This is a genomic window from Chitinophaga skermanii (assembly GCF_003259335.1).
Lineage (GTDB): Bacteria > Bacteroidota > Bacteroidia > Chitinophagales > Chitinophagaceae > Chitinophaga > Chitinophaga skermanii.
Map to the genome: position 1 here is coordinate 86,599 of NZ_QLLL01000004.1, position 25,418 is coordinate 112,016.

Consider the following 25,418-nt stretch of genomic DNA (forward strand, 5'->3'; position numbering starts at 1 on the left):
AGGGTATTTTGAGAAGAACTAGTTAAAAATTTTTAATCGGCGTAGGGGTAAAGTCGAAATTCCCTGCACGCTTATAACGCCGACTAAAAATTATTTTATCGCCGCCAAGTATATCCAATAAATGTAAAGCGGTTGAAAAGCCAGCCTGCTCCATGTATACCATGGGCTTGAAGGTAAGCCCCCCGGTGCAGGTAATTGCTTCACTGCCACGTAAATATTCGCAGGAAACATCAATACCAATAATAATATCAATCCCCAAGCCGCGAATAACCTCGTCGTAGGGAAAATAATTAGTATGCCGAACAATATCTCCAATACCCCGCTCACATAAATCGCAGCAGTAGGGTAAGGCACAAATTGATCTATCATATACCGCAATTTATCCGGCGATTTTAGATGCATTATTCCAATTATTACAAACATAACGGTAATGGCTACACGCATGTTGGCTGGTATATTCGCAAACAGTGAAATAGGGATGAACAAGCCTAATAAATAAGCCATGAAAGTAAACGCAATTAAACCAAGAAAGAAAGCCATTGTAAAGGATTTTATACCTACAAATGTGCAACAATTAAGTACTTACTCGAACTAACATATGTTAGTTTTTAGCCCGTAATTGTCTTCGTATTCTACTCAAACTTTCAGGCGCAATACCTAGGTACGAAGCAATATTTTTAACGGGAATTTGTTGTACAATTTGCGCATGCTCAGCGAGTAATTGCTGGTATCTTTCTTGCGCGGTATGTTGTAGAAAAGCCAGTTCACGCTGGTATTTGCGGATGTATTGTTGTTCGGCCAATAGGCGACCGATTCTTTCTGCTGTATGGTTTTGTTGATAGAGTTGTTGTAAATCTGCATATTGAAATGCAAATCCTTCCACAGGTGTAATGGTTGCTAAAGCTACGAGCGACGGGCTTCTTGTAATGAAGGAATGATACGCGGTGATAAACATCCGGGGAAATGCAAAGTCTACACTAATCTCTTCATCCCCATTTTTCGTGTACACTTTCATGGCTCCTTCGGTAATGAAATAGATGGCATTCGAAGTATGACCAATCTTTAATACAGTATGTTGTGCAGGGTAGGAGATGGGAGATAAGATCGATTCAAACGCAAGCCAATCTTTGTTCTCCAAAGGTGTCAATTGTTCAATAATTGCTCTTACGGCTTGCGTTTGCATAGTATAACGGTAACGAATAAACGAATGATATATTATTGAATATACACGGTTTTAATATTTAGGAATTCATGCGCCCCCTCCATCGATAATTCACGGCCATAACCCGATTGCTTAATACCACCAAATGGTAAACGTGCATCCGAACGCATCATAGCATTAATAAACACGTTGCCACTTTCTATACGGGTAGCCAGTTTCGCCGCTTTTTCAAGATCCTTACTCCATAATGATGCCCCTAATCCAAATTCGGTTTGATTGGCCAACTGGATAGCGTTGTTTTCATCCGTAGCTGTTACAATCACCGCAAGCGGACCAAAGGTTTCTTCATCAAAAGCCGTCATACCCGGCTGAACACCTGTAAGCAAAGCCGGTAACACGTTACAGCCTTGTTGCTGGCCGCCGGTAGCTAGTTTTGCACCCTGGCGAATACTTTGTTGTAGTTGTTTCATCAGCTCGTTGGCTAAATCCAAACGCGCCATAGGCCCAACGTTAGTAACAGTGTCTGTAGGATCACCTTGATGCAAAGCCTGTATATGTTCAATTACTGCATCTGTAAAAGCATTCACCACGCTTTTCTCTACAATAAATCGTTTCGCAGCAATACACGATTGACCAGCATTCTGCATCCTTGCTTGTACAGCCACTTTAGCAGCTTTCGCCACATCCGCATCTTTCAATACAATAAAGGGATCACTTCCACCCAATTCCAACACCGTTTTCTTGATATATTTACCCGCTAAAGACGCTACGCTCATCCCAGCAGGCGTACTACCTGTTAAGGTAACGCCCTGGATACGCGGATCGGCAATAATAGGTTCTATATCTTTCGAATTCACAAGTACTGTTTGGAACGACCCGGCAGGAAAACCGGCCTCTATGAATACTTTTTCTATCGCTAAAGCACAACCACTTACATTACTTGCATGTTTCAATATAGCGGTATTGCCGGCCAAAATATTTGGAATAGCAAAACGGAACACTTGCCAATAGGGGAAGTTCCATGGCATAATGGCGAGAATAACACCCTTGGCTTCGTACGATGCATAACTTTTCGATGCATCCGAAACAATCAGCCGTGGCTTTAACATCTCTACAATATGTTCTGCATAATATTCAGCCGTTGTTGCACATTTTAATACTTCCGCTTTCGCTTCCGCGAGGGTTTTACCCATTTCGGCAGTAATAACGGCAGCATGATCGGCAGCATGTTCTTTTAATTGTTTGGCTAATGATAGCATCAACGATTGCCGTAGCTCCAACGATGTTTGTTGGAAGGCCTTGAATTGTTGATGTGCTAAGGCTAATTTCTCTTCGATCGCCGCCGGCGTATCGGCCGCGTAAGTAGCGATAATCTCGCTGGTGTACGGGTTAATGCTTTTAAAACTCATAAAATGCAGGGTTTAGAAAGAGAACGATACGGTGAATGTAAAAATACGGCAATTGTGGTTAAGAAAGGATGAAGTTGTGAAAAGTCCTAGCATTCAAGACAATTGTACAACACATAATTTGCAGCGTTCACTAATTTTGTATACCCAATTAAATAGCATTAATATAAATAGGAATATATGAGTTTAAGCAGGTTGAATATTACGATCATGGCACTTTGTACGGGCTTGATCGTTGCCAACATTTATTACAGTCAGCCCTTATTGATCTTGATCAGCAAAGATTTCGGTGTATCTGAAAGTAATGCAGGACAAGTAACTTTCTTCACCCAAATTGGTTATGCCCTTGGTTTGTTGTTTTGTGTGCCGTTGGGTGATATGTTAGAAAGGAAGAAACAAATCTTAATTATGACGGGCCTCGCCGTTATTTCTCTTTTTGCCGCCGCTTTATCTCAAAGCATTTTTATGTTGAAGGTAACGGGCTTGGCAATAGGGTTTACCTCCGTTGTACCCCAATTGATTTTACCAATGGCCGCACACCTTTCCGACCCCGGTAAACGAGGTAAAGTAATTGGTACTATTATGAGCGGGTTGCTGGTAGGTATCTTAGTATCGCGTACCATTAGTGGTTTCGTAGGAGGTCAGCTCGGTTGGAGAGCCATGTTTTGGATAGCAGGTGGTGTATCGTTGATATTGATGGTGTTAATGTCGGTGTTTTTCCCACAAAGCAAGCCATCTTTCGAGGGTGTTTACGGTGGATTAATGAAATCGTTATTAACCCTTATTAAAACGCAGCCCGTATTAAGGGAAGCCGCAGCGATCAACGCTTGTAGTTTTGCCGTATTTGGGTTATTCTGGACTACTGTAGTGTTTTTGCTAGGCGCCCCTCCATTTAACTTCGGTGCAGAAGTAATTGGCTTAATGGGCTTAGCAGCGGCAATGGGTGCCTTATTAGCCCCTATTATTGGTAAAATAGCCGATAAACGCAACCCAAGAATCGCCATCGGCATAGGTATCGCGTTTATGATATTGGGCTATTTACTGTTTTTCTTATTCCGTACAAGCATTATCGGCATAGTAATTGGCGTAGTAGGCTTGGATTTAGGTTTACAAGGTATCCACGTATCGAACCAAACCCGTATTTACGCCATCCTCCCAGAAGCTAGGAACAGGATGAACACCGTATTTATGACGGTTAGCTTCATTGGCACATCGGCCGGCTCGGGTATCGGCTTATGGGTGTGGGATGTAGCACAGTGGACAGGCGTTTGTATCGCAGGTTTAAGTATCATGGCTGTAGCCTTCTTGATATATATGTCGACCTACAAAAAAAAAGCCCCACAGAAACTAGTACCTACAAATGGTTAAAAAGGCAATATAAATAAGTTATTGTAGTGATAAATGAACGCCTCGTGGGTGAAAGCCTGCGGGGCGTTTTTTATAAGGTGTTGTGTAATAGGAATGTCATGTAAATGAAAGGTAGGTTACGCTACAGTACGTACTTTTATTTATAGGAAGTTAGTAGCTTCCCTGTGTTTAACTAGGTGAACAAGCATATTCTAAAGTAGTTTCCACGTAACTCCCAAGTAACTCCCAAGTAATTCCATGTGATTTCCATGTAAATCCACGTAGTTTACTCGTATTAGCATCGTATTTCACATGGTGTTCTATATGCTTTACCTTATCTTCTCTTAATCGATATCCTATACTTTCCTATTCACTTCCTATCACATACCCTATCCCAAGCCTATCTAAAGCCTATCTCGACCCTATCCTTACCCTATCTTTTTACTGGGTTTCAGCGTTTTGGTATAGTGCAACATGCTCATATATAGTTCATTACAAGGGTTTGTCATAATCAACCCCTGAAGGTGGATGTTTGTAGATTGAATGTGGGCTTGAATTTGAACGGAAAAGGAGGGGAAAGGCAGCACTTGTATAAATACAAAACGTCCCAGGTAGAACCCGGGACGTTTATATAATCCATCTAAAAATATGCGCAATTATTAGTCAACGCGTGTAATCTTGATCACGTTCGTAGGAAGGTGATCTTTTACAGGGGTAGAACCTGTGTTTACAACTACGTCTTTGGCTTGTAAGAAACCACGTTCTTTCAAGATGTTGATTTGGTCGGTTACGATATCATCTAAGCTTTCTTCTTCAGCATAGTAGAAGGCACGTACACCCCAGCTCAAGCTCAATTGGTTCACCAATGTTCTTTCTTTTGTGAAGATGTATAATGGCGATTTAGGCCTGTAGCTCGATAACATGAAGCCTGTGTAACCAGACTGTGTCATACCAATCAAGGCATCTGATTCCAAATCTTCAGAAATTTTACATGCATTGTAGCACAATGCATCGCTCAAGAAGGTTGGTGAGTGACGGTGAGGAATCAAGTTACGGTTGTAGATGATTTCTTCTTTCTCTACTTCCGCGATGATTTTTCTCATCGTTTGGATAACTAAGGTTGGGTGTTGACCAGTTGCAGTTTCACCGCTCAACATTACTGCATCAGCACCTTCTAATACCGCGTTAGCAACGTCGGTAATTTCAGAACGGTTCGGACGAGTACGGTCGATCATGCTTTCCATCATTTGCGTAGCCACAATTACAGGCTTCGCACGGTGGATACATTTGCGGATGATGTCTTTTTGAATCATCGGTACTTGTTCTACCGGTAATTCAACACCTAAGTCACCACGAGCGATCATTACGCCATCACTTTCCCAGATAATTTCTTTCAAGTTCAAGATGGCTTCAGGTTTCTCGATTTTAGAGATCACCTTAATTTTTGAGTCTCTTTCTTTCAATTTCTTACGCAAGTAGATCAAGTCTTTCGCGCTACGAACGAATGAAAGGGCTACCCAATCACACTCGTTATCGATGATGAACTGTAAATCGATCTCATCTTTCTCCGTTAATGCCGGGAGATTAACTTTTGTTTCTGGTAAGTTGAAGCCTTTTTTAGACGATAAGATACCACCTAATAATACTTCCGCTTTGATTTCGTGTTGAGGCGTTACCTCGCGAACAATGGTTTCAATTTTACCATCATCCAACAATATTTTTTGACCAACTTTTACATCTTTGTGTAAGTCGTGGTAAGAAACGTAGATTCTTTCTTTTGTACCCACTACTTTTTCATTCACGAAGGTGAGTAAATCGCCTGCTACTAAAGGAAGTGCATTGTTTTCGATTTCACCTACACGAAGTTTAGGACCTTGTAGATCCGCTAGGATAGCGATGTTGTAAGGTTCTGTTTTGTTGATTTGGCGAATGTAAGAGATGATTCGCGACTTATCTTCATGGGAACCATGCGAGAAATTCAAACGGAAAACGTTTACACCGGCCTGTACCAATTCAAGCAATTTTTCATAGGTATCACAAGCTGGTCCAACAGTTGCAACAATTTTGGTTTTACCCGCAGAATGTTGACGACCAGCAGCATTATCCATCTGCTTGTGGTAGTATTTCGACAAATCTTTTGTACTCATAGCTTTATTTTTAACTCGCAAGTATTTTTACAATCTTGAACCATTCGGGATCTATTTTCTGTGTTGCTTTCACGGCATGATCGAGGGGGGTATAATGAATTTGGTTGTTCACAATACCGATCATATTGTTATGTTGGCCGTTCAGCAAGGCATCAACTGCTGCATAACCCATTCTGCTGGCAATCAAACGATCTAAGCAAGTAGGGCTACCGCCGCGTTGAATATGTCCTAATATACATACTCTTGTATCCAAGTGAGGTAATCTCTCTTTTACGTGTTTAGCTACTTCATTCGCACCACCAAACTCATCACCTTCCGCTACAACAATCAAGTTCACCAATTTAGAACGACGCTCATTGGCCGCTAAATCATCAATCACATCATCAATGTTAGTTTTGCGTTCAGGCATCAAAATGTGTTCTGCACCTGTTGCAATACCAGAATGTAAAGCGATATAACCGGCATCACGACCCATTACTTCAATAATGAATAAGCGATCGTGCGCATCTGCCGTATCACGGATTTTATCAATTGCTTCTACTGCCGTATTCACAGCCGTATCGAAACCGATGGTAAAATCAGAACCAGCAATATCTTTATCAATAGTACCAGGTAAGCCTATGCAAGGGATATCGAATTCTTGGCTGAACTTTTGCGCACCTTTGAAAGAACCATCACCACCGATAACAACAATCCCGTCGATACCGAATTTCTTTAGGTTTTCGTAGGCTTTTTTTCTACCTTCATATTCGTAAAACTCTTTACAGCGTGCGGTTTTAAGGATAGTGCCACCTCTTTGGATGATGTTGGCTACGGTCTTATTTTCCATGGGGAAGATCTCACCTGTTAACATCCCTCTGTAACCATACATGACACCATAAACATTCAACTGATGATATATGCCTGTTCTCACCACTGCACGAACTGCAGCATTCATGCCCGGTGCATCGCCACCGGAAGTAAGAACCGCGATGTTATTCACTTTTTTCATAGACTACGTTAAAAAATAAACCCGGACAGGGCGCACAAAAATAACATTTTCTAGTTCTAATTCTAATATTTATCTGATGAAATAACCATAATTTTTAATTTTAATCAAATAAAAAGCACATTTTTTTTAAAAATTTAACCTTATGCTAGGAAAATATCACATTAAATATTTCTTGGGCATAACAATGGCAAGTATGATGACAGGAAATTTGATGGCGCAAAAGCCCTTGGTATACCCCTCAACTGCGAAAGTTGATACAATTGATCATTATTTTGGGAAAGATATTGCCGATCCCTACCGCTGGTTAGAAGATGATAACAGCGAAGCCACGAAAGCTTGGGTAATAGCACAGAACAAAGTAACGGATGCTTATCTAGCCGACATTCCTTACCGCGATAAAATAAAAGCCCGCTTATCGGAATTGCTCAATTTCCCCCGCTATAGCAATCCTTGGCGCAAAGGAAAATATTACTACTTCTTCAAAAATAACGGCTTACAGAACCAAAATGTCATGTACCGGCAAGTTGGCCTCGATGGTACCCCCGAAGTATACTTCGATCCCAATACCTTATCGGCCGACGGTACCATGGCCCTCAGTGGTATCTCTTTTACAAAGGATGGTAAATACTGCGTGTACAGCGTGGCTAAATCGGGTAGCGATTGGCAAGAATACTTTATCATGGATGCCGAAACTAAACAGTTGTTACCCGAGAAATTGGAATGGATTAAGTTTAGCGGCGTAGCATATAAAGGGCACGGGTTCTATTATAGTCGCTACGATGCGCCTTCCGAAGCACAAGCCTTATCTGGCAAAAACGAATTCCATAAACTCTACTATCACAAAATTGGTACACCACAATCGGACGACCAACTGGTATTCGTTGATAAAGACCACCCATTACGCAATGTGTACGGCGCTACTACGGAAGATGAACGCTTCTTGGTACTTAACCTTTCGGAAGGTACCAGCGGGGCTGAGTTGTATTATAAAGACCTTCAAAATCCCAGCCAGTCATCTTTCCAATTATTAGTGCCCGGCTTTAAATACGATCCTAGCGTAGTGGATAATGTAGGCGATCACTTATTAGTGTACACCAATGAGGATGCTCCTAACTATAAATTGATTAGCATCGATACGAAAAACAGCGCGAAAGCTGCTTGGAAAACCGTTATTCCAGAAGCGAAGGAAACGTTGAGCGGTGTGCAAATGTCGGGTGGAAAACTGTTCGCCAACTACATGAAAGATGCGATCAGCGAAGTACTTCAATACGATATCAACGGCAAATTAGAACGTAAAATCGATTTCCCGGGCGTAGGTACAGTATCGGGTTTCGGGGGTGAAAAAGAAGATAAAACCTTGTTCTACACCTTCACCTCGTATATTGCCCCGGCTACGGTGTATAAATACAATGTAGCGTCTGGTAAAAGCGATATCTACCATCAACCCGAAGTAAAATTCAATCCCAACGACTATGAAAGCAAGATTGAATTCTTCCACAGCAAAGACGGTACCCGCGTACCCGTTTTCATCTCCTATAAAAAAGGCATCAAGAAAGACGGTAATAACCCGCTGATGCTGTACGGCTACGGTGGTTTCAATATCTCCTTAACGCCAGCCTTTAGTACGTCGAACTTGTTCTTTATGGAGCAAGGCGGTATTTACGTAGTAGTAGGCTTACGGGGTGGCGGCGAATACGGCGAAGCATGGCACCAAGCCGGTATGCTAGGTAAAAAGCAAAACGTGTTCGACGATTTCATAGGGGCAGCCGAATACTTGATCAAAGAAAAATATACCAATGCTAATAAGATCGCTATCCGTGGCGGATCTAACGGCGGTTTACTTGTAGGCGCTTGTATGACGCAAAGGCCCGATTTGTTCAAAGTAGCCATTCCGCAAGTAGGCGTATTGGATATGTTACGCTACCAAAAGTTCACCATCGGTTGGGCTTGGAAGGTAGAATATGGTAGCAGTGAAAACGAAGAACAATTCAATTACCTTATCAAGTATTCCCCTTTACACAACTTGAAAAAAGGCACGAAATACCCCGCCACGCTTATTACCACTGCCGACCACGACGATCGCGTAGTACCTGCACACTCTTTCAAGTTTGCAGCAGCACTACAAGTGGCCAACGATGGCACAAACCCGGTATTAATCCGTATTGAATCAAAAGCAGGTCATGGTGCCGGTAAACCGGTATCCAAAGTAATCGAAGAAAGTGCCGATATTTGGGGCTTCACGATGTATAATTTAGGAATGACAATGAAATAACGGTATGCAAATATTAGTGACAGGCAGTAATGGTTTGTTAGGACAGTATTTGATTCATTTATTGAAGAAAGATCCTGCACACTCCGTTATTGCCATAGGAAAAGGACAGAATAGGCTAAAAGACCAGGCAGGCTATACCTACGTACAAGCCGATATTACCGATAATACGGCCATGGCAACTTTAATGGAACAATACAAATTCAATGTTATTTTCCATTGCGCCGCCATGACACAAGCCGACGATTGCGAACGCAACCGCGATATGTGCTGGGAAGCTAATGTTACGGCAACAGCCGATTTAGTAAAGTTGGCCGAGAAATACCAATCACACTTTATCTTTTTATCGACCGATTTCGTGTTCGATGGGTTGAATGGCCCGTACATAGAAACCGACCTAGTAAACCCTGTGAATTACTACGGCTCCTCGAAAGTAGCCGCAGAACGAGTTGTTGCGGCGGCGAAAACACCTTGGGCTATAGTACGTACAGTATTAGTGTACGGTTTGTCCGACGATGCGCGTAGGTCGAATATTATTACTTGGGTAAAAGACAATTTATCCAAGCAACAATCGATCAAAGTAGTAACGGATCAATTCAGAACCCCAACGCTCGTGCACGATTTAGCCATTGGCTGTAAATTAGTAATGGAGCACAAGGCACAAGGTATTTTCCATATTTCGGGTGAAGAGGGGCTTACACCTTTCGAAATGGCCCAGAAAGTGGCGAAGCATTACCAGTTACCGGAAGCATTATTGGTTCCGGTGAACAGCGCTACGTTTACGCAAGTGGCGAAGCGACCTGCCAAAACGGGTTTTATCATCGATAAAGCAAAAAAGGAACTCGGGTACCAACCGCGAAGTTTCGATGAAGGCATTGATGTAATGCATCAAAGCATATAAACGAAAAAGGCCTCTACATAATAGAGGCCCTTTTTTATTGTAAAAGTTAGAAAGTTAGTATATAATGCTGGCCGCTTTAGAGCCGTAATTACGCTTAATTTTTTCTACATTGTCTGCTGTATCCTTCACTTTAGAAGAAGTGCGGATGGCAATTTTGAAATCGGTAGAATCTACGCCTTTAATAAACTCTGCATCGGCACCGAAGCTTTTCAACTGGTTCACCCGTTTTTCTGCCGCTTTTAAATTGGGTTTCGATTCGAATACCACTTTATAATGGATAGTAGAATCGGGCGAGATAACGTGTACCGGTTGCGGAACGGGTTCGCTTACAACCGTGTCAACCGGGGCTGGCGATAACGCCGCAGAGTCGGCTTTTACTGCTGGAATGTGTTGGTCTTTTGTATTGGGTGTGGCAGGAATAATGCTTTCTTGCCCTGGGATCACCGTTTTATAACGCATCCACACAAAAACAACAGCGCCAACTGCCAAAACAGGTAATGCTATCCACCACCATTTTAAGCGAGAACCTTCTTCAAAACTATCACTTGGGGCAGCTTGTAAGTGTTCTACTACTTCTTTATTTACGGTTACAGCTTCACCAATACGCACATTCACCGGTCCCGGTTCCGATTTGTAAATCGGCTGTACCTTCAGCGAATCCCATGTATCGGGCATGTGCTGGGGAATGAATTGAATGTGTTCTTGCGCATCTAACCTTAATACCCCGATGCCTTGTAAAATAATAGGCTGGCCGGTTTGTAAAGTCGCTTTAAAACTTTCTAGGTATTTCTTCAGCTTTAACTCTGCTACGCTTGAAATCAAGTTTTCCTTGTGCGAAATCCATTGCACGCAAGAACCATCGTCGATCCATGCCTCGCTAAACTTAATCTGCTGGCGGGGCGGGAGCAACGTTTTATCTGCAACATCGAATTGCGACGGGATGTGCTCGATCGTAAACGTGCCAATATAGGGCACACAACAGGTTTGTTGTTTAAACAGTACTTCTGTTATGTATTGTTGCAACATGTATCACAGGATTTTGGGTACAAGTTTACAATTAAAATTTAATCATTAAACCACCCAATACGTTAACACCGTAAGATTGATAGCCATTCCAACGCTGGTATTTGCTGTTAAACAAGTTGTTAGCGTTGAACCAGAGACCAAAATTCTTTGTAATATCATACGAAGCACCAAGGTTCATATCGAATGCACCGTCGGTTTTATTGAAGTCATTCGGTTGAATCACGTAATAGTTACCACCGAAAGCAAACAAGTCGGCTTTCAATTGTAATTTCTTCGCGATGGTGTATTGAATGTTCAAGTTTGCATTCAATGGTACCAAGCCATAAGGTTTCAATTCTGTTTCCTGTTTGCCGTAATCGAAGTAAGTGGCGCCTAAGCGTACTTGGAATTTCTCTTCATCGATATACCCAATTTCGCCATGGATTTGGGTTGCTTTCAAGGAAGCCTCGTTGCGGATGGCAAACTTCTTAGGATCTGTTGCATCGTTCACAAATAAAGGCATGTTTTTGTAGTTAATGACGCCAATTTTCGTGTTATAGTTGAAGTGTGATCCCAAAGTACCTTTAATACCTGTATAGATTTCTTGCACTTTCGTATTCAAAATCGTATTCGGGTAATCGGCAATGAACGGGTTCATATTCGCCAAGTTGCGGAAGTTGTTCTTGTTGATGTAATTCACCCAACCACTCGATAAAATCAATTTCTTCTCAGCTATGTGGATGTCGTTGGTGATATCAGGTAAGATATACGTTTCTTTATTAGTCCACGTAGGATTTACACCCACACGCAAGTAAAACGAAGGTTTCGTGATTTCAACAGCCGGGCGTACGCTCGACACATTGTTGTTAATTGTTTCACCACCGTCCATTTTATAAGCCGATAAATCGAATACACCCGATACTTTCACGTGGATATCATCAAAAATCTCCTTGCTTACCGGGATATTGGCTACAAACGTATTTTCCTGGCGTTTGTACGAATCTTTAAAAGCGATGAATTCTACGTTCGGGTTGATTTTAAAGCCTTTCGGATCAGCAGGACGGTTTCTTAAGCCCACTTTTGCAAATACTTCGCTGAATACTTGCTTCACGTCTTCCTCTTTCAAATCGATAAGGGTATGGTCGTACCCATAATAGTTCACACGGTTCCTGTTAAACCCAACACGGCCATCTACTTCAAACTTCTCGGCGAAATAAGTACCGGAACCCAAGATGTTCATTGTGCTATAGTCTTGGTACTGGATATCCCCTTTAGAACCTGTGTAGTTAAAGAATAAACCGAGGTTATATTGATCGTTACGGCCGCTACCTACACCCGCTTGGATGAGCGGGGTAGAAAGGTTACCATAACCTACTTTGATGAAGTTGTTTTGTAAAGCGTTCAACGAATCCTTGCCGAGTGCCAAAGGTTTCAGCGGTACGGGTTGGTACATGAAATTCAAGTTGAGGGCTGGAATGTTGTAGTTCATTTTAGAACGACTAGAATCCGTTGCCGGTAAGCTCGCAGTTAAGTTCAGCTTCGCGGCGTCGCGGAGTTTAGGTTGGTAGTTCGTAATGATGTCGATCGTTGCTTCTTTGAGCGTGTCTTGTGCTTTGGCGGATTGTTGGATAAACAATCCCGCGGCAGCCGCTATAAAAATCTTCGATGTATATTTAATTGTACGATGCATGCTTTTACTTCTTTTTTGTGAAGGATCACTTTCTTTACGGTCGATAAATCGACTTGCCACTGTTACGGTTTTTTGATTTTAGAGTTCGCCTTTTCTTCTGCCTCTACTTTCGCTAATTTATCTTTTGCTTCATTCTTGAATTCCGGGATTGGGCAATTCTCTGCCACGCTCTGGTAGGTAGCTTTGGCATTGAAGTAATCCTTTTGTTTCGCATAAATATCTCCCAATAAAATATAAGTTTTCGCAATCCAATTCTCGTACGATGGCGTGTTCTTAATCACATCAAAAGCTGCTTTCTCTGCCGTTGCTAAGTCATTTTTCAAGAAATAACAGTTCGCAATGCTATAACGAGAATCGGCACCAATTTCAGATTTAGTCATACCAATCACGATCTTGTATTCTGCAATCGCTTCATCATATGCTGCTTTTGTTTGTTGCGCTTTACCAAGGTAGTAATGACCAATAATTTGATCATCCGTACTGATATTGCTGCTCGATAACAATGCTTCTGCGAAAGTGGATACATCGTTCCAGTTTTGCAATTGGTAGTTAGCACGTAATAAACCACGAGTAGCTACCAAGCTGTTTTCTTTCGAAGTCGATACCTCTCTCAATTTCGCATAATATTCGCGCGCTTTGGTGTAGTTCTTCGTTTGTGTATAGTTTAAGCTAGCCGCTTGTAAAGCCGATCTTTCTGTATAAGGACTAGCGCTTTTGCTAAGTACAAATTCATAACCAGGCAATGCACTGCTGAAGTCTTTTACATTATAATAGCTTTCTGCTTTGTAGAAATTGGCCGGTAAAGCGAAGTTACCATTCGGGTATTTCTGTAAGTAAGCAGCGAAAGCAGGACCGGCGCCTTTATAATCGCCGTTGGTGAACTTGTTTTCAGCACCTGCGTAAGCCAAAGAATCTTCTGCGTTTACGCTCAATGTTCTACCGGTAGAACGTAAGAACGCTAAGTATTCGTCGGTTTTGTTCTCACTCACGTAAATTTCCTTGATATTATCCAACGCTTCGGCAGCTTCTGTTGTATTCGGGAACTTCTCAGCCGCTTGGCGGTAGTAGTTTAATGCAGTGCTTTCGTTGCCGGCATTGTAGTAAGCAGTACCAAGTTTCAACAAAGCTTTCGGCGCATTCGGACCGTTGGGTTGTTTGTCCAAAATGCTTTTCAAATACGGGATGGCTTCGTTGTATTTTTCGTTGGCTAAGTAGGTATTAGCAATTTCGAAAGTAGCGTCGTTGTTGAAGTTAGAAGAAGGATATTTCGAGTTCAACTGTTTCAACAAGTTTACTTTTTCCGTGTCTTTACCTTGGATACCCATGATCACGCTCTTTTGATAAGTAGCGTAATCGGCACCTTGTTCGTTGTTATTGATGATACGATCGTATAAAGCATTGGCTTTAGGATAATCTTTCAGCATGTAATAACAATCTGCGCTACGAAGTGCAGCATCGTTGGCAATCCTTCCGGCATTAGGGCCGCTGGCGCGTTGTGCCGATTCGAAGTAAGGTAATGCTTCGCTGTATTGTTCGTTTTTCAACAAGCTGTATCCCAAGTTGTAGCTGGCATTCTGAGCATTCGCTTCACCAGAAACCGGTGGGGTAGAAGTACCGAGGTAAGCACGGAGATGCGGGATCGCTTTGTTGCTGTTATTTTGACGGAGGGCGATTTCACCTTTCCAGAACTGTGCGAGGCTTTTGATTTCAGCATCGTGGTTGTAGGAAATGGCAACATCAAGCAATTGGTCGGCCTCTGCGAGTTGCGAGTCGTTGATCAATTGCGTAGCACGGCCGTAAGCCACACGTTGATGTGCTTTTTGTACCGTGATATTTTTATCCTTGATTTGTTCGATCGTAGTTAATGCGTCTTTGTAGTTGTTCGTGTTCATGAACAAGCCTACCAATACTTCGCGTGCTTCTTTATTGTATTTAGAATTAGGGTAAGTGGTTACAAACTGTGTTAACTCTTGCAAAGCAGCATCTGAGTAACCCAATTCGTAAGAAAGCTTACCGTAATTGAAGCGGGAGATTTCTTGTTGTTCCGGGTTAGAGCTGTTGCGTGCACAGAAAGCGAAGGCGTTACGGGCATTGGCTTTTTGGTTCGTGCGTAAGTAGCAATCGCCTAATAAATACATAGAATTCTGGCCTAAAGAGTCTTTTTCGCTGCTCAATTGCTTGAACCCGCTGATCGCTTTGGCGAAATTATTTGTTTGGTAGTACGAGAAGGAGAGTTGGTATACATCTTCTTTACTTACAGCGTCGGCATTCTCGTTGTATTCTTGGAGGAATGGGAGCGCTTTCGGGTAATCTTTCTTCTCGAAATAGGCCTGGCCTAACAATTTCCTCATTTCCGCGTCGTAGTATACCTTGTTGCTACCCGATAAGTACGGTTGTGCGTAGGCGATGAGTTGGTCGTGTTTATGTTGGAAATAGTAGATTTCGGCGATATAGTACGGAACGATCGTCGCGTACTTAGGTTCTTTTTCTACCCGTTGGAAACTTTTCAATGCTTCGGCGTATTGCTTTTTGTAGTACGCGATGAAGCCGTAGTAATAGTTGGCCGGGATGTAATATTTGTTTTGGATTTCTTTGATAGAAGCGAAGAGTGGTTGCGCTTTATTGAAATCTTTTACGTTGAAGTAGCAATAGGCTAATTCGAACTTCGCATCGGCGATCTCGTCGTTACTGAGATTATCGATACTGGCTGCTTCATAATACGGGATGGCGTCTTTGAAGCGGTTTTGTTGGAAGTAGTATTTCGCCAATTGATAGCTCACGAGTTGTTCGCGGGCTGCATTATTGCTGGATTTTACGAATTGTTCTGCGAGTGTTTCTGCATTGGGGTTACCTAGTTTCAGGGCACATACTGTATAATAGTACTGGGCATCTGTGTAAACGAGGTTACGGCTCGACTGCTGTGTTCTCCCGATTTCATCGATCACTTGTTTGAACAATTGCATAGACACGGCATATTTGCCTTCTTTATACAATAGTTGCGCATCTTTAAAAGTTTTGTCGGTATCTGTGTAGACCCGGGTTTGTTGGCCGATGGCGGCGGTGGAACCTATTAAAGCAGCGCCGGTGGCGACTACGCAGCAAGCTACTTGCTTGGAAATAAAAATGCGTGTTATGAATTGCTTCATGCTGATATTCTGTTAAGCCTTAATTGTTTGCGTTTAAAACGTATGTTGCGCGATTTTATTACGAATACATCCTGCCAGTTAACCGGTATTTTTCTCTAAAGCATGACCCGTAAAAACGACGGCGAAATATTTCGCGCCACAAAAATGCAGGTTTTCAAATAAAACAAATATAAATGTTTATACTTTTTTACCTGGCAATAGGTTATCTACAGGTATGTGGATAAGCTGTGATGTGGATAACTCGGGCTGCAATAAAACCGCAATTCCTTATATTGCAGGTGATAAACACACAAGAATCAAACCACAATTACTTTCTATGAAAAAACTATTCTCGGCTGGGTATACGAATGGTGGCGTTAGTTTCGCACTTTTACTTTTGCGTGTTACTTTCGGTGTTTTGTTGATTACGCATGGTTGGATGAAGTTGCAAGGTTTCTCTGAAATGTCTGGTCAATTCCCAGATCCGATCGGTTTAGGCTCTAAAGTAGCGCTCAGCCTCACTATTTTCGCAGAAGTGTTCTGCGCAGGCTTCGTGGCTTTGGGTCTTTTTACCCGTTTAGCTACTATTCCCGTGATTATTTGCATGCTGGTAATCGTGTTCCATATTCACGGTGCCGATGTGTTGGCAAAGAAAGAATCGGGTATTATGTATTTAGTGGTGTTCTTGTCACTGTTAATCACAGGCCCGGGTAAATACTCGGTTGACGGCCTTATTGGGAAGAAATAATAAAAGCATATATCGCCATGTTTACAAACAACACACAAATTAGGGTGAGATACGGTGAAACCGACCAAATGGGTTATTTGTACTACGGCAACTACGGACTATATTACGAAGTGGGACGTGCCGAAGCCATCCGTGAATTGGGCTTTACGTATAAACAATTGGAAGAGCAGGGTGTAATAATGCCCGTAGCGGAACTAAATGTGAAGTATTACCGCCCGGCGTATTACGATGATTTGATTACCGTAAAAACCATCTTGAAGGAATTACCCACTACCTCGAAGATTCAATTCCATAGCGAATTGTACAACGAAAAAGGGGAATTACTGAATGTTGGGGTAACCACCCTCGTATTTATTGATGCTACAACAAAACAGAAAGTAGGCTTACCGCCCGCCCTCAAAGAAAGGTTGGAACCCTTCTTCTCGAAAGCATAAAAAGCAAAAGGTTGCCAAACTATGGCAACCTTTACTTTTTAAGTATATTTGCCTCCCTAAACCAATTTCAATCGCCTTTTTAGAGAAAGAAGTGTACAGTGACGCTTCCTACTACAAAAAATCTACACCTATTTTAGACTTATGAAGAAGAGTATTTTATGCTTACTGTTGATTGTATCGGCATTCAACGCGTTCGCTCAAGATGAAAAAGTGAACTTTTCTAAAAAATATCGTCAACAAAACAACGGCAAGTACCAAGTAGAAATAAACGAGGTTAAAGAGTTGATCCAAATTATGACGGCCATCACGAAGAATGGCCAGGATAACGACGACATGATTCAGCAACAAGGCCAATACTACAAAGATGTACGCGCGTATTTCAAACCCTTCGAAAATGAACCTATTATCCATACATTCGACTCATTGATGAATGTTTCACCCTTTAATTTCATTTTTTTAACCGGTAATGGTTTCTCGTATAATTTCAAAGGCGACAAATTAGTACCGAGCGAAACATTCCTTTTCCCTGCAAAGAGTCTTAATAAAATAACGATTACCGAAAATCCCATTACTACCTATAAAAAGGAGATTGAAGCATTTGCCAAGAAATCCCAATTCCGCAAATTCTACAAGCAACAAAAACCTTACTATACCAGCATACAACGTAAGTACGCGCAAAACGCAAACCTCGGTAAGCAATGGAAATGGTTAGAGCAAAATTTCCAAAATCGTATCAACCAGTACATCATTTTCTGTTCTCCTCTAACGAATAGCCTCAACTACACCAGCACATTCAAACAAGACGATTACAAAGTGATTTACATGGTTTTACCTCCTTTGGATAGCTTCCCTACAATGAGCAAAATGCAACTGGAGATATTCAATACCCGCGTGATGTTTACAGAAATTGATCACAATTATGTTACACCTCCCACGCAAGCCAATAAAGCTACTATCAACGAATTGTTCAAAGAACGTGCTGCTTGGGTAGATGAAAAAACGGAAGGTACTTTCGCATATCCAACACCGGTTAAAGTGTTCGACGAGTACATGACTTACGGCGTATTTGTGTTGTATGTACAAGACCATTACGATGCCGCCACATTCGAAGAGGCAAAGAATGGTATAATAAGTGTAATGAAAGATCGTGGTTTCATTGGTATGCAGGTGTTTACCGATAACTTGTTAAAAGCACGTGCTGCTAACCCGGGTAAAACAATCGATGAGTGGTACCCAGCTTTCCTACAACTTTTTGCTAAATAGATAGTCAACTTATCAACATAAAAAAATCCCGTCTCTATTGGAGAGACGGGATTTTTCTTTTATTTCAATTCATCTAGTAATCGCCACATTTTAACCCTTGCACTACTTGGTGTTCCTGAAAAGTTGTTCACGATTAAAGCAAACACCAACGGCGGCCCATCCTTCGGCGTGGTATAGCCCGTATAAGCACGCACCCCGTTGATATACCCATCTTTCATTTTAATATTGTTGATAGTAGGCAAGGCTTCATAAAAGTATTTATACCAAGTTTCTTTCTGTGCCAAGTACATAATGCGTGCTAAGCTGGCAGTAGTTACCCGGTTCGCAGGCGACAATCCACTACCATCATATATATTTAATGCATTGCTATCAATCCCAAGCGATTGCCAAAACCTACGCATTTGTTGTACGCCAACGGCAGTAGAAACAGGGAGCTTATCTTCTACGGCAAAGGTTTTTACGAAGTGCTCGCCATATAAATTCACGCTCTTCCGCAAAAACCAGTAAACAATCTTTTCCATCGTAGGCGATTGGGTGATACTCAACGTAGTGGCATCTTCTGGCAAAGGATGTTGGTCTTTAATTAGTAAGCGCGTGGTCGTAAACTCGTTAGACACATCAATACTATCGGCCTTTAATGCCAAACGTAGCCGGAATGCACAATCAAGTGCAGGGTCGGTAGTGGCAGCGCCAATCGCGAAGTTTTTCTCATCGGCACCAACACTACCACGCAGGTACATGGTATTACTGAAAGGACCCGAATATACGTACGCGTTATCACCTGTACCTGCAGGGCCGGTAATAAGTTCGTTCACAATGGTTAATTGTGGCATCCAAGGGCGCATTTGGTAGAAGATTACTTTGTTACCCGGCTGCGTAGGTTGTAGAAGAATATCAAACTGGTTTTCGCGCCAAGTTAAACCGCTGGGGCCTGCACCATAATAATTACCCATGTCTTGAATGATCCATCCATCGGGGGCCGATTGGGTATCGTATATACTTTCATCGGCAATAATGCGCCCTGAAATTTTCTTGATACCGGCTTTTTTTACAGTGTTCACCCATTCTTTTAACACGGCATCTTCCATGGTATTTTGCCAACGTGGGCTGCCTAAAGTGGGGTCGCCACCACCTTTGATGATTAAATCGCCGGTTAATACGCCTTGCGGATTAATGGTACCCACATATTGTAAACGTGTTTTGTATTGATAAGTAGGCGATAATCGTTTGAATGCCGTGGTAGCAGTTACTACTTTCAAGGTAGAGGCCGGTGCCAGTCCTTGGTTTTCATTCACAGAAAAGATTTTCTTTCCTGTGTTGCCGTCCATCACGTAGAAAGAATATGAAGCGTATTTAAATTGTTCGTCGTTGATAAGAACAGACAGCGCTTTTTGCAGCTTACCTTCTGTTACTTGGGCCATAGCGGGCTGTAGTAAACAACAACCGAATGCAATGGATAAGAATTTTTTCATGCTACGAAATTAATAAGGCGATGGCAATTTTTTCTCCTGTAAATTTGTATTGAACCTCTAAATTATTTTTCGCGTGGAAAAAGTTACAGCAACAATCATCACCATCGGCGATGAATTGTTAATAGGACAAACGATTGATACGAATTCAGCCTGGATGGCACAACACTTAAACGCGGTAGGAATTTGGGTACAACGACGAGTAGCCGTAGGGGATAGTGTAGAAGCCATTGTACAAGCATTGAACGAGGAAAGTCAAACCACCAACATCATATTAATTACAGGCGGCCTCGGCCCCACTGCCGACGATATCACGAAACCTACACTCTGCAAATATTTTGGTGGGCGCCTGGTAGAACATCAACCCACGAAAGAAAGAATTACCGCATTATTTGCATCGCGTGGTTTACCTACGCTCGACCGTAACATGGCGCAGGCCATGGTACCAGATGTGTGTACGGTGATTGATAATATGCGAGGCACAGCACCAGGTATGTGGTTTGATAAAGATGGAAAAGTGTTTGTGTCGATGCCGGGTGTGCCTTTTGAAATGAAGGGCATGATGGAAGATAGCGTGATCCCGAAATTGGTAGAACGCTTTAACCCGCCGGGTTTATTGCACCAAACATTACTAACTGCTGGAATGGGCGAGTCGTTCGTAGCGGAAAGATTAGTGGATTTTGAAGCCGGCTTACCGGGTACGATAAAATTAGCGTACTTACCGAGTTTTGGGTTGTTAAAGCTGCGTTTGACGGCAAATGGAAAGAATAGGGAAGAGGCGAAACGGGATTTAGACCTTCAATTCGAGCAGCTAAAAGCATTACTAGAAGATATTACAGTGGCAGAAGAAGACATTCCAATGTCGGAAGTGATAGCCAAATTGATGTTAGCGCGTGGTACTACGGTTGGCACAGCTGAAAGTTGCACGGGCGGTGGCATTGCGGCTGCCATTACTTCGTTAAGCGGCAGTTCTACTTATTTCAAAGGGGGAATTGTTAGTTACGCCAATGAAATTAAACAGAACGTATTAGGAGTGAAAGAAGAAACCTTGGCACAATTTGGCGCCGTAAGTGAAGAAACGGTGCGAGAAATGGTGGCAGGTGCATTGAAGGTGTTGAATACAGATTATATCATGGCGGTTTCGGGTATCATGGGGCCTAATGGCGGTTCTGAAGATAAACCGGTAGGTACTGTTTGGATCGCTTCAGGCGATAAAAATCGTATCGTGGCAGTGAAACACCATATGCGTTACGATCGAAAAAGGAATATTGCCTTAACCATCAATGCTGCCATGAATCAATTGAAAAAATTCATCGAAGGCAAGATTTAATTGCATGAAATCTAAAGCCGGACGAGGTTTTATAACAATTATAAACAAACGTTTAGCCACGCACGAATTCAATAACATTTCCCTTATTTTTGTGACCGAGCTAAAAAACACACTAAAACACGTATTATGGCTATAGTCGAATTGATGATGCCCAAGATGGGGGAGAGCATTATGGAAGCAACCATTTTGCGCTGGCACAAAAAACCGGGCGACCATGTAAAAGTGGACGATACCGTGTTGGAAATCGCTACCGATAAAGTAGATAGCGAAGTGCCTTCTATAGCGGAGGGGGAAATAACCGAAATTTTATTCAACGAAAATGATGTAGTACCTGTAGGAACAGTAATCGCCCGTATTAAAACGGCAGGTGCTGATGCTACAGTAAGTGCTTCACCGGCTACAGCACCAACCGCTGCCGCACCACAAGAGGCCCAATTCCAAACAGCATCGGCGCCACAGCCCGCTGCACAACCATCTGCTGGCGAACCTCGCTTCTATTCACCGCTCGTGCTAACGATCGCGCAACAAGAAGGTATCAGCTTCGCAGAATTGGAAAACATTCCTGGCTCTGGCAATGAAGGTCGTGTTACGAAAAAAGACATTCTTCAATACATCGCCGATAAAAAAGCAGGTAATGTAGCACCTGTACAAGCACCGGTTGCTACGCCAACGCCAGCTGCCGCACCTGCACAACAGGTTACACCTGCTGCAACTACTGCTCCTACTAGCCATACGAACTACGGTGGCAATGTAGAAATCATGGAAATGGATCGCATGCGTAAGTTAATTGCTGATCACATGGTGAAAAGCAAACAAGTTAGCCCGCACGTAACCAGCTTCGCAGAAGCAGACGTTACAAACATGGTAACTTGGCGCGATAAAGTGAAAGGTGGTTTCGAAAAACGCGAAGGTGAAAAAATCACGTTCATGCCGTTGTTCATCGAAGCAATTGTTCGTTGTATCAAGAAATACCCATTGGTGAACTGCTCTATCGATGGCGATAAAGTAATTATCAAGAAAGATATTAATATCGGTATGGCTACAGCTTTACCTAGTGGTAACCTAATCGTGCCTGTAATTAAAAGCGCGGATATGTTGAACTTGGTAGGTTTAGCTAAAAAAGTGAACGGCTTGGCTAACGCTGCCCGTAACAATAAATTGAAACCAGAAGATACCCAAAGCGGCACATTTACCATTACCAATGTGGGTACTTTCGGTAGCTTAGGTGGCACACCAATTATCAACCAACCGCAAGTAGCAATCCTTGCTGTAGGCGCTATCAAAAAACGCCCGGTTGTTATCGAAACACCACAAGGCGACGCTATCGCGATCAGGCACATGATGTACTTATCTATGAGCTATGATCATAGAATCGTAGATGGTTCTATCGGTGCTAGCTTCCTAAGCGCAGTTGTAGCGGAATTGGAAAACTTCGATCCACAACGCCCTTACTAATCAACGTATTAGCAATAATAAATCGAGCGGCCTCTACTTGTAGAGGCCGCTTTTTTATTGGAATAATTTTATAAGGAATGGGCTGTAGAGCGTCAACTTATGAAACGATTGACCTATTGTTGGAAATGCTGTTGGTAAGAATAGAAGGGCAGGGCAGGTACAATGAAGAGGAGAAGAGGAAGATAGTACAAAATAAAAAGGCACCTAGTAATAGGTGCCTTTTCTTCGATCGAATAAATAAAAAATATTGATTAGTAACGACGATCGCGTGGACCACCAAATCCGCCGCGGTTACCGCCACCACCTCTTGAATTATTATTCGGTGCTTTAGGTCGTGCTTCGTTCACCATCAATTGTTTACCTTCAACTTGTTGGCCATTCAGACTCTCCATCGCTTTCTCACCCTCCTCTTGGTTGGGCATCTCAACGAAACCAAAACCACGTGAGCGGCCAGTTTCGTGATCTTTGATAACTTTTGCGGAGGTAACTTGTCCAAATTCGCTGAAGATCTGGTGAAGGTCTCCATCGTTCAACCTGTAGTGCAGGTTGGCTACGTAGATGTTCATGATAAATGAAATTAAAAAAATGAAATAATATTCTTGAAGATAAGAAAAATTGAACTAAAAAAACAAATGGCAATAAATATTTTCATAGTAAATACCAAATTGATGACACAAAAATGTTAAAACACCCCATTAGCAAGACTTTTCGCTTATTCTCCCACTATAGAAAAAATATCCAAAATGACTGATTAACAGCTTTGTATTATTTTTTTTCGTAAATTATAGAAGGCCCATTAATTCGATTTGCTTATGAAACATCTTAGCGAAACTTGGTTTGCAGACGGCTATATCGATTTTGAATTGAAAAAATATACCCTCCTTGCATACCTGCAAGAGATCAACCGCCAATTCAACCAGTCGAAATTATATCCTCCCCTTGGCGATATTATATTTCATTATAATAACCTCGTTGCCTTTAAGGAGAATAAACACCTCTTGGAACAACATTTTCCCAAACAACTCACCGGCTTCAACCTAGAACAATTACAATTGATCTACGAACAAATTGCCGCCGACGATGAACTGATGGAAGAACTGGCGGCTATTATAGAATACGGTTTAAATGAAATGAAACAAACCATCACCGATGGAACTAAGATTTACGAGTTTGTAGAAGGTAAATTGGAGGTGGCGCCTGTAGGCATTGTGCCTTTACAAATGAACGAGGGATATTTATTATTAAGAGATAGTGGACAAAAACAAACACTGGTTTACCAATACCGCATCACTATTTTCGAGCGGCACGATGAGAAATACCGGGGTATTCATACCGACTTTATGGATGCTTATAAATTAAGCGTGGGGAATACGTATGAAAGTATTAAGTCGGAGTTGATCAAAAAACATAGAGATGCATTGCCCAACCCCGCTGTATATAAAATTGAAACCGACTTGGCATTACCGATCACGGAAACATTATTACCGATTGCTAAACGCTCCTTGGTAAAATACATTACCCAGCATGCCGCTTAAGGAAGCGTGATAATGTTACCTCTTTCACCTGCAAACTTTACTTCTACTTTCAAATTTAGAGGTGCATAGTACTGCGTAATAATCTTACGGATTTTTTCTTTCGATTGATCGATATAGAGGTTGTTGTCTTGTAATTGTTGACGTGAACTTTCGTACAAGCTCTTCTGTACGGAGGTATATGTTTCATCATCCGAAAACATGAGCCAGCCTTTGCTATTGCCTGTTTCCATCTGGTTTAAGCGTAATTCGTAACTCAACAAACGTGGCGCTGGTAACTCTATAAGAACGGCACCTTCTTTTGGTGTGAGTTTGAAATCTTTCTCATCCATGGTAACGCCATATTTAGCCGTGTATGGTACATTTACCCACACGGTATTTTCGGCGAATACTTTCTTCAAGTTATCCGTCCACGAGCCATCATTTTCAACATTACTTCTTTTAATGCTGGCATTCCCTTGTACTTCTAAAGTGGCTAGTTCTGCTATTTCTCGTACAATGAGGCTATTAGATAAAATTTGTTGATTGACGGTGCGGCTACCCACTCTTTGTCCTAACCAAAACACTAATAACAATACGCCGATCACCACAATCCAGCTAATAATTTTTTTCATAATAAAGCATCCTAATCCTCAATATAAGATTTTTTTTCACACCATTACACTCGCGTCAGTTCTTCAATGATGCCCGCATGGGCTGGATATTCCAGCTGTAATGCAGCTCGTTCAGCCATTTCAAAATCCACAAAATCAAATCCCGGGGCAACCGTACATCCAACCAACGTATAGCCGCCGGCGTTATTCACCCTGGAAGCGAACCAATTACCGGCCGAAATCACAATTTGCAAGCTTTCCCCGTTTTCAATATCCTTCCCCAATTTGTGCTCAACCAGCACCCCATCCCGTGTAATCTCATAAATACTTAATGCATCGCCATCATAAAAATGCCAAGCCTCGTCGGATTGTATCCGGTGAAAAGCAGAAAAATTACCGTATTCCAATAAAAAGTAAATCGCCGTGCTAGCGCTCCTTGGCCCATTCGGGGTGTCAACCAAGGTGGTAGCACGGTAGGTTTCCCGGTAGGCACCGCCTTCTGGATGGGGCAATAGTGCTAAGGCTGTTCGCCAATATTGTGCATTTTTCAT

Annotated in this window: 21 protein-coding genes; 9 read left to right on the plus strand and 12 right to left on the minus strand. The window is 42.2% G+C overall.

Annotated elements, in window-relative coordinates:
- Window positions 1-90: 90 nt before the first annotated feature.
- From LX64_RS10950 to LX64_RS10960, 3 genes are all read right to left on the minus strand, one after another.
- Window positions 91-540 carry a DoxX family protein gene (locus tag LX64_RS10950; RefSeq protein ID WP_111597704.1) on the minus strand — a complete coding sequence of 150 codons (450 nt, stop codon included), beginning with the start codon at window positions 538-540 and terminating at the stop codon, window positions 91-93.
- Between the two features lie 61 nt (window positions 541-601).
- Window positions 602-1,183 carry a Crp/Fnr family transcriptional regulator gene (locus LX64_RS10955; protein WP_111597705.1) on the minus strand — a complete coding sequence of 194 codons (582 nt, stop codon included), beginning with the start codon at window positions 1,181-1,183 and terminating at the stop codon, window positions 602-604.
- Between the two features lie 32 nt (window positions 1,184-1,215).
- Window positions 1,216-2,571, minus strand: a complete 1,356-nt coding sequence (locus tag LX64_RS10960) for an NAD-dependent succinate-semialdehyde dehydrogenase (RefSeq protein ID WP_111597706.1) — start codon at window positions 2,569-2,571, stop codon at window positions 1,216-1,218.
- 177 nt (window positions 2,572-2,748) lie between these two features.
- On the opposite strand from LX64_RS10960, the gene LX64_RS10965 reads away from it, so the two are divergent.
- Complete coding sequence (locus tag LX64_RS10965; protein WP_111597707.1) at window positions 2,749-3,936, plus strand: MFS transporter; 1,188 nt, start codon at window positions 2,749-2,751, stop codon at window positions 3,934-3,936.
- A gap of 638 nt (window positions 3,937-4,574) precedes the next feature.
- On the opposite strand, the gene pyk is transcribed toward LX64_RS10965, so the two are convergent.
- Together pyk and pfkA are read right to left on the minus strand one after the other, a co-directional pair.
- A complete protein-coding gene (pyk, locus tag LX64_RS10970) occupies window positions 4,575-6,062 on the minus strand; it encodes a pyruvate kinase (protein WP_111597708.1) in 1,488 nt (495 codons plus the stop codon).
- Window positions 6,063-6,072: 10 nt separating this feature from the next.
- On the minus strand, window positions 6,073-7,053 hold the full coding sequence (pfkA, locus tag LX64_RS10975) for a 6-phosphofructokinase (protein WP_111597709.1): 981 nt from the start codon (window positions 7,051-7,053) through the stop codon (window positions 6,073-6,075).
- A gap of 193 nt (window positions 7,054-7,246) precedes the next feature.
- On the opposite strand from pfkA, the gene LX64_RS10980 reads away from it, so the two are divergent.
- Both LX64_RS10980 and LX64_RS10985 read left to right on the plus strand, forming a co-directional pair.
- Window positions 7,247-9,325: a prolyl oligopeptidase family serine peptidase gene (locus LX64_RS10980; protein WP_245952624.1), complete on the plus strand. Its 2,079-nt coding sequence runs from the start codon at window positions 7,247-7,249 to the stop codon at window positions 9,323-9,325.
- 4 nt (window positions 9,326-9,329) lie between these two features.
- Window positions 9,330-10,223, plus strand: a complete 894-nt coding sequence (locus LX64_RS10985; RefSeq protein ID WP_111597710.1) for an SDR family oxidoreductase — start codon at window positions 9,330-9,332, stop codon at window positions 10,221-10,223.
- Between the two features lie 54 nt (window positions 10,224-10,277).
- Here the strand turns inward: LX64_RS10985 and LX64_RS10990 are convergent, their stop codons facing one another.
- Genes LX64_RS10990 through LX64_RS11000 form a run of 3 tightly spaced genes read right to left on the minus strand, consistent with a single transcriptional unit; the run spans window position 10,278 to window position 16,064 of the window.
- Entirely contained in the window at window positions 10,278-11,249 is a 972-nt protein-coding gene (locus LX64_RS10990) for an HU domain-containing protein (protein WP_111597711.1), read from the minus strand.
- A gap of 31 nt (window positions 11,250-11,280) precedes the next feature.
- On the minus strand, window positions 11,281-12,978 hold the full coding sequence (locus tag LX64_RS10995) for a TonB-dependent receptor (RefSeq protein WP_148707281.1): 1,698 nt from the start codon (window positions 12,976-12,978) through the stop codon (window positions 11,281-11,283).
- 2 nt (window positions 12,979-12,980) lie between these two features.
- A complete protein-coding gene (locus LX64_RS11000) occupies window positions 12,981-16,064 on the minus strand; it encodes a tetratricopeptide repeat protein (RefSeq protein ID WP_111597713.1) in 3,084 nt (1,027 codons plus the stop codon).
- A gap of 316 nt (window positions 16,065-16,380) precedes the next feature.
- Between LX64_RS11000 and LX64_RS11005 the strand changes: the two genes are divergently transcribed.
- The 3 genes from LX64_RS11005 (at window position 16,381) to LX64_RS11015 (ending at window position 18,488) form a co-directional block, all read left to right on the plus strand.
- Entirely contained in the window at window positions 16,381-16,791 is a 411-nt protein-coding gene (locus LX64_RS11005; protein WP_111598132.1) for a DoxX family protein, read from the plus strand.
- Window positions 16,792-16,808: 17 nt separating this feature from the next.
- Window positions 16,809-17,225 carry an acyl-CoA thioesterase gene (locus tag LX64_RS11010; RefSeq protein ID WP_111597714.1) on the plus strand — a complete coding sequence of 139 codons (417 nt, stop codon included), beginning with the start codon at window positions 16,809-16,811 and terminating at the stop codon, window positions 17,223-17,225.
- A 141-nt stretch (window positions 17,226-17,366) separates the two neighbouring features.
- Window positions 17,367-18,488: a DUF4932 domain-containing protein gene (locus LX64_RS11015; RefSeq protein ID WP_111597715.1), complete on the plus strand. Its 1,122-nt coding sequence runs from the start codon at window positions 17,367-17,369 to the stop codon at window positions 18,486-18,488.
- A gap of 59 nt (window positions 18,489-18,547) precedes the next feature.
- On the opposite strand, the gene dacB is transcribed toward LX64_RS11015, so the two are convergent.
- Window positions 18,548-19,960 (minus strand): D-alanyl-D-alanine carboxypeptidase/D-alanyl-D-alanine endopeptidase, encoded by a 1,413-nt coding sequence (gene dacB, locus LX64_RS11020; RefSeq protein WP_111597716.1) that lies wholly within the window; start codon window positions 19,958-19,960, stop codon window positions 18,548-18,550.
- A 73-nt stretch (window positions 19,961-20,033) separates the two neighbouring features.
- Here dacB and LX64_RS11025 point away from each other — a divergent pair, with 73 nt between their 5' ends.
- Both LX64_RS11025 and LX64_RS11030 read left to right on the plus strand, forming a co-directional pair.
- Window positions 20,034-21,287, plus strand: coding sequence for a CinA family nicotinamide mononucleotide deamidase-related protein (locus LX64_RS11025; RefSeq protein WP_245952626.1), 1,254 nt, complete (start codon window positions 20,034-20,036; stop codon window positions 21,285-21,287).
- Window positions 21,288-21,413: 126 nt separating this feature from the next.
- The gene (locus LX64_RS11030; protein WP_111597718.1) at window positions 21,414-22,742 is read left to right on the plus strand and encodes a dihydrolipoamide acetyltransferase family protein; all 1,329 of its coding nucleotides are present in this window, start codon (window positions 21,414-21,416) and stop codon (window positions 22,740-22,742) included.
- Window positions 22,743-22,993: 251 nt separating this feature from the next.
- Here the strand turns inward: LX64_RS11030 and LX64_RS11035 are convergent, their stop codons facing one another.
- Window positions 22,994-23,308 carry an RNA recognition motif domain-containing protein gene (locus tag LX64_RS11035; RefSeq protein WP_111597719.1) on the minus strand — a complete coding sequence of 105 codons (315 nt, stop codon included), beginning with the start codon at window positions 23,306-23,308 and terminating at the stop codon, window positions 22,994-22,996.
- Between the two features lie 246 nt (window positions 23,309-23,554).
- Between LX64_RS11035 and LX64_RS11040 the strand changes: the two genes are divergently transcribed.
- Window positions 23,555-24,277 carry a hypothetical protein gene (locus tag LX64_RS11040; protein WP_111597720.1) on the plus strand — a complete coding sequence of 241 codons (723 nt, stop codon included), beginning with the start codon at window positions 23,555-23,557 and terminating at the stop codon, window positions 24,275-24,277.
- Here LX64_RS11040 and LX64_RS11045 read toward each other — a convergent pair.
- Both LX64_RS11045 and LX64_RS11050 read right to left on the minus strand, forming a co-directional pair.
- Window positions 24,274-24,888 (minus strand): DUF4230 domain-containing protein, encoded by a 615-nt coding sequence (locus tag LX64_RS11045; protein WP_111597721.1) that lies wholly within the window; start codon window positions 24,886-24,888, stop codon window positions 24,274-24,276. The genes LX64_RS11040 and LX64_RS11045 overlap by 4 nt on opposite strands.
- 44 nt (window positions 24,889-24,932) lie before the next feature.
- On the minus strand, window positions 24,933-25,418 hold the full coding sequence (locus LX64_RS11050; RefSeq protein ID WP_111597722.1) for a cupin domain-containing protein: 486 nt from the start codon (window positions 25,416-25,418) through the stop codon (window positions 24,933-24,935).